We start from the raw sequence: 5,115 nt of genomic DNA, 5'->3' as shown, positions 1-5,115 counted from the left end.
GCACTACAGTGCTAGCCCCTCTCCCGTTTACGGGAGAGGGGTTGGGGTGAGGGTGCCCTTCGCTGGTAAAGCCCCTGCCGGGCATGGCTCGGCACTACAGTGCTAGCCCCTCTCCCGTTTACGGGAGAGGGGTTGGGGTGAGGGGCGCCCTTCGCTGGTAAAGCCCCTGCCGAGCATGGCTCGGCACTACAGTGCTAGCCCCTCTCCCGTTTACGGGAGAGGGGTTGGGGTGAGGGTGCCCTTCGCTGGTAAAGCCCCTGCCGGGCATGGCTCGGCACTACGCCAAGGCAGGCCACGCCGCGAGCACCGCAGGATCCTGCCCTACCCGCTTGCAGGCGCGGGTCGAAATGCCGTCGTTCAAGGCAATCCGGAACAGCGGCGCCACGCTGCGCAGCACCCGCGCCGCCACCACCGATTGCAGCTGCTGGCCGCGACTCCGCCCCAGCAACTGCACCGCCCACTCCGGCAGCAAGGCCGCGCCGGCAGCAAGGAACACGTCACGTGATACGCCCGGCAACGGCACCGGCAAACGCACATCGCTGAGCACCTCCAGCACCTCGCGCGAACGCGCGTCCATGCTCAGCTGCGCTTGCTGCGCCTGGAAGTACTCGCGCACCTGCGCCTCGCTGGCCGGCACATCACGCGCACCCAAGGCCTCGGCGACACGCCGGTACTCGTCGTAGTAGCGATCCGCAATGGCGGCCGGTACCTCGCGACAATAGCGCCTGCACCCCTCGAGAAACCCGAAGGCTTCGGTGACATGCACCCAGGTCAGCAGCTGCGGATCGTCCGCGGCGTAGGCACGCCCATCCGGTAGCGTGCCAACCACCTGCGCGTGAATGCGTCGAACTTTGGCGATCAGTTTTTCGGCCTCGGCCGCTGGCGCGTAACTGGTGCCGGCAACAAAACTGGTGGTGCGGCGCAGCCGCCCGACCAGATCCTCGCGGAAATTGGAATGGTCATAGACGCCGGCCAATGCACGCGGATGCAGCAACTGCAACATCAGTGCGCACAGCCCACCAGCCAACATACCGGGGAATTCGGAATGAATGCGCCAGGTGACACTGCCCGGCCCGAACCAGCCCGGGTCCCCCAACGGCGTGTCGTACTCCACGCCATTCTGGTTACGTGGAAAGGCGTCCAGCACCCAGCGACGGATGTGGGCGGTGGCGGCGGCGGAAACCGGACTGAACAGGGATGACATGCTGCCTATCGTACCGGTCCGGCTGCGCAGCTGGCTCGCTTGAGCCGCCGATCCGGCAACCGTACAGCCGCCGTCAAGCCCCGGTGCCAGCGACAGGCGCCCCATGTGCGAATGCAGCAGAGAATTCGACAAAAACTGAAACGTCCTTCGGCTTGGACGATGACGCACCGCAAAAAATCCGCGCTGTCAGGGTGTCACGGCAAACACCGCCGTTCGGTTCTTCGCACCGCCCCCATTGCCAAGTGCGACGAAAGTGCTAGAACTGAGCCTGCCTGACCGCACCAACCTGCATCCGTCGCTCGTTCCAGCAAGTATCTGCAAGGAGCTCAACATGATCGCACTTTTCAAAGGTTTGGGATTGCTGCTGCAAGACAACGAGCTGTACAACAGCCCGTTCGAGAAACAGGTCGATCATTGGAAAAACCTGAGCGATCAGCAGATACGCGAGGAAGTGTCGGTGCTGGCCAAGGCCAAGTGCCAATGGCTGATGGCCTCGATCGTGCTGTGGCAGGCATCGTCACTGCTGATCCTTGGCTTGATCACCAATTACCTGTGGCGCGATGACTTCCATATCACCTTCACCCGCGTGGTGATCGTGCTCGGCTCATGGGTATCGATCCTGTTCGTGATCTGGTTCATGGCCAACATGTTCGACCACACCGCCGGTTTCGAGCGCTGGATGAAGGCCTTCAACAGCCGCGCCCGGATCAGCTCCGATGCCGACAGCGTGGATGAAGTGGCCGAGGCGCTGGAGATGGCCAAGCACTATCCGGAGGTGCTGGACTACAAGCAGGCCGTCACCAACACCCGCGAGCTGCGCCATGAAGACGTGCGCATCATGCGTGAACTGGGACGCATGCGGCAGCACTCGGAACTGGTCGGCAAGCTCAACCACATCGGTGACGATGGCTTGCGGCTACAGCCTGCGTTCTGAGCCCGCTCGCTTTGTTGCTACATATCGCCGCGCTTTGTCGCGGCGATTTTTTTGCACACTGCAAAACTGCCCATCTCCCCTGCCCCGCTCCGCGCCCAGCCCTTGCGCCAGCGCAGCGGAGAGGTGCTACACCTGCAATTGCAGCACCGTAGCCCGGGTAAGCAGCGCGCACCCGGGAAGTGAACCGTTGCTGATAGTTCCGACTGTGCGCCAGTTGCCCCGTCTGCGCGCCGCTTACCCGCCCTACTCCTACCGTGCGCAACCCCGCGATTGAACTACTTCTGCAAAGTCACCTGCTGCGAGTATCCCGCCGGCAGACCATGCATCTGGCGGGTGGAGCCGACCACGACGACAAAGTCGCCCAAAGCCTCGCGCCGACAAAGCAGTGCGTCCGCTGCGCCGCTGCAGTGCTCGCGATACAGCAGGTAATTGCAGCGCCCCGTATCACTCTGCAGGCACTGGAAGCGGCTGACGCCGTTGACCACGGTGGTGCGGCTGAGCAGGCTCTGTTCACCACTGATGCGGGTTACCGAGGTCTGCCCGGGGGTTTCATGGATGCCCAGCATCGACAGCAGGCTGCCGATCAGAACGGTCAGGTAATGCATGGCAATACTCCGGCAAACAGGGCGGCATCACATGCCGCGGAACAGGCTCATGAAGGGTTGGCTGACCACCAGCGTTTCACTACGCTGTTTCAGCCGTAATACGCCGCGGCCGCTGTCGTCGCGGCTCACCGCCGCCACCGCCTTCATGTTGACGATGGTGGCGCGATGGATCTGGCGAAAGCTGTTGGCATCCAGGGCGGCCGTCAGTTCGCGCAGCGAGCTGCGCAGCAGCAGTTCTTCCTCGGCGGTGACCACCACGGTGTATTTGCTGTCGGCGCGGAAATACAGCACTTCGTCCAGCATCACCAGGCGGGTTTCGCGGCCATTGCTGGCGGTGATCCAGGCCAGCGGTGGTGTGGCCAATGGCGCGGCAGGCTGCCTTGCCAGCTGTTGCAGCAGACGCTCCAGCACCCCCGGATCAGCATTGCCGCTCTGGCGGCGCGCCAGCACGCGTTGACGCGTTGCCAACAGCCGCTCGTCGCTGACCGGCTTGAGCAGGTAGTCCACCGCTCCCTGTTCGAAGGCACTGATTGCGTACTGGTCGTAGGCGGTGACAAATACCACTTCGGTCTGCGGGCTCAGCTGCTGCAGCGCGCGGGCCACGTCCAGGCCGGTGATGCCTGGCATGCGGATGTCGAGGAAGGCCAGGTCCGGTTTATGCGTCTCCAGCGCTTCCAGCGCGGCGGCGCCGTCCTCGCATTCGGCGACGATGATCAGTTCCGGCCACAGGCGCTGCAACTGGGCCAACAGCGCCTGGCGCAGCAGCGGCTCGTCTTCGGCAATGAGGGCTTCAAGACGCACGGGGCAGCTCCGGTATGTTCACCGCCGACTGCGTCGAGGTGTTGTTGACCGGCGCGACGGCCGGTGCAGCAGCGACTACCGGCGGCGGCGATGCAATGCGCTTGGGCAGGCTGATGGTGGCAGCCATGCCACTGGGAAAATTGGAAACCAGCGCCAGCGTTGCCTGTTCGCCACAGCTCAGCCGCAGGCGCTCGCGCAGGTTCTTCAACCCGATGCCGGTGCCACTGTTGTCGCTGCTGATGCCTTGGCCATCGTCGGCCACGGTGATCGTCAACTGACCATCCAGTTCACGCGCCAGTATCCATACCGTGCCGCCACCACTCTTGGGTTCCAGGCCATGCTTGATCGCATTCTCGACCAGGGTCTGCAGCGACATCGAGGGCAGGCTGACACCGTGCAGCGCTTCGGGCACGTCGATCTGCAGGTTGAGCCGCGAGCCCATGCGGATCCGCAGGATCTCCAGATAGGCCTGCACCCGCTCCAGTTCCTGCCCGAGCGTGGACACGGACTGATCGATGCCCGGCAGCGAACTGCGCAGGTACTGGATCAGGTGCCCGAGCATCTGCTCGGCACGGGCCGGATCGCTGCGGGTCAACACCTGTGCGTTGGCCAGGGTGTTGTAGAGAAAATGCGGCTCAACCTGGGCATGCAGCAGGTTCAGCCGGGCGACGCTGAGTTCCTTCTCGGCCTCGGTACGTGCGGCGTGCTCGCGCTCTTCGCGGCGCTGCTGGGCAACCTTGCCGCTGAGTGCATGGGTGATGGCCTCGGCGTTTTCGTAGTTACTGCCTTCATCCAGCAGCAGCAGGTCCACCCACGCTCCAGCATCCGGCTCAAAGAACAGGGTCACGCTGCTGGTATCGGCACCGGGAATGACCCGGGCGGTGATCTGGTTGTGGCGGATTGCCAGCCGTGCCATCGGGTTCCAGCGTGACGGAGGGCGCTCGCCGTAGGGATCGGCACGGCGCTGGGTGGCACGCAGCTGCAGGGTGCCCACCGAGCGCTCCAACTGTTCGATGCGTGGCATCTGCCCGATCACCTGTTCCAACAGGGCGAAGGCCGTGGGGGCGTCCAGCGGCAGCTCGACCTGACGGCGATGGCGGTTGGCCAGGGTCTGCGAATCGAGCCGGTCGGCGATCAGGGTGACGCGGCGGATGTGGCCAACCACCGCAGTCAGCGCGAACACCATCAAGGCCATGGCGGCCAGGCCGAAGATCCAGCCCGGGGATTGGTCCATGCCGCTGAACAGGCCGCTCCACAGGAACGCAGCGACGAGGATCGTCAGCGCCCAGGCGGCGAGGATGCGGAAACCGAGGAAGAGGCTGGCGAACATGGGGCAGTCACCGTAGGGATTGGAGGTGAGCATAGGCGCCGCCCCGCCGGCTGCAAGCGGCCTGCGACGAAACCCGGAAAAGGGCGATCAAACCCGGATTGGGCGGGATGGAAAACGGCGGCCACTGTAGTGGGGGGGGCGGGCGCGCGCGCCGGGGGGGGGGGGGCGGGGCCCGTCGCGCGAGAGCGGGGGCCGGACGGGGAGAAGGTGGGGGGCCCCTCGCGGGCCCGGGGGGGGCGCC

At 64.8% G+C, this 5,115-nt stretch carries 5 protein-coding genes; 1 reads left to right on the top strand and 4 read right to left on the bottom strand.

Features of this window, described 5'->3' with window-relative positions; translation table 11 throughout:
- Positions 1-277: 277 nt before the first annotated feature.
- Positions 278-1,204 (bottom strand): oxygenase MpaB family protein, encoded by a 927-nt coding sequence (locus AC1VXC_RS20745; protein ID WP_313494663.1) that lies wholly within the window; start codon positions 1,202-1,204, stop codon positions 278-280.
- Between the two features lie 331 nt (positions 1,205-1,535).
- On the opposite strand from AC1VXC_RS20745, the gene AC1VXC_RS20740 reads away from it, so the two are divergent.
- Positions 1,536-2,138 carry a hypothetical protein gene (locus AC1VXC_RS20740; RefSeq protein WP_057629895.1) on the top strand — a complete coding sequence of 201 codons (603 nt, stop codon included), beginning with the start codon at positions 1,536-1,538 and terminating at the stop codon, positions 2,136-2,138.
- Between the two features lie 275 nt (positions 2,139-2,413).
- On the opposite strand, the gene AC1VXC_RS20735 is transcribed toward AC1VXC_RS20740, so the two are convergent.
- From AC1VXC_RS20735 to AC1VXC_RS20725, 3 genes are read right to left on the bottom strand one after another with little or no spacing between them, the layout of a single operon-like run.
- Positions 2,414-2,743 (bottom strand): hypothetical protein, encoded by a 330-nt coding sequence (locus AC1VXC_RS20735; protein WP_313174604.1) that lies wholly within the window; start codon positions 2,741-2,743, stop codon positions 2,414-2,416.
- A gap of 27 nt (positions 2,744-2,770) precedes the next feature.
- Positions 2,771-3,544, bottom strand: coding sequence for a LytR/AlgR family response regulator transcription factor (locus AC1VXC_RS20730; RefSeq protein ID WP_313174606.1), 774 nt, complete (start codon positions 3,542-3,544; stop codon positions 2,771-2,773).
- Complete coding sequence (locus tag AC1VXC_RS20725) at positions 3,534-4,874, bottom strand: histidine kinase (protein WP_481527795.1); 1,341 nt, start codon at positions 4,872-4,874, stop codon at positions 3,534-3,536. The genes AC1VXC_RS20730 and AC1VXC_RS20725 overlap by 11 nt, the downstream gene beginning before the upstream one ends.
- Positions 4,875-5,115 lie beyond the last annotated feature (241 nt).

It is taken from the genome of Stenotrophomonas sp. STEN033 (genome assembly GCF_056856655.1).
This window is presented reverse-complemented; position numbering and strand designations above follow the sequence as displayed.

Coding starts and splice junctions, on each gene's coding strand:
- AC1VXC_RS20745 (WP_313494663.1), bottom strand. CDS start 1,204: ATGTCATCCCTGTTCAGTCCGGTTTCCGCCGCCGCCACCGCCCACATC.
- AC1VXC_RS20740 (WP_057629895.1), top strand. CDS start 1,536: ATGATCGCACTTTTCAAAGGTTTGGGATTGCTGCTGCAAGACAACGAG.
- AC1VXC_RS20735 (WP_313174604.1), bottom strand. CDS start 2,743: ATGCATTACCTGACCGTTCTGATCGGCAGCCTGCTGTCGATGCTGGGC.
- AC1VXC_RS20725 (WP_481527795.1), bottom strand. CDS start 4,874: ATGTTCGCCAGCCTCTTCCTCGGTTTCCGCATCCTCGCCGCCTGGGCG.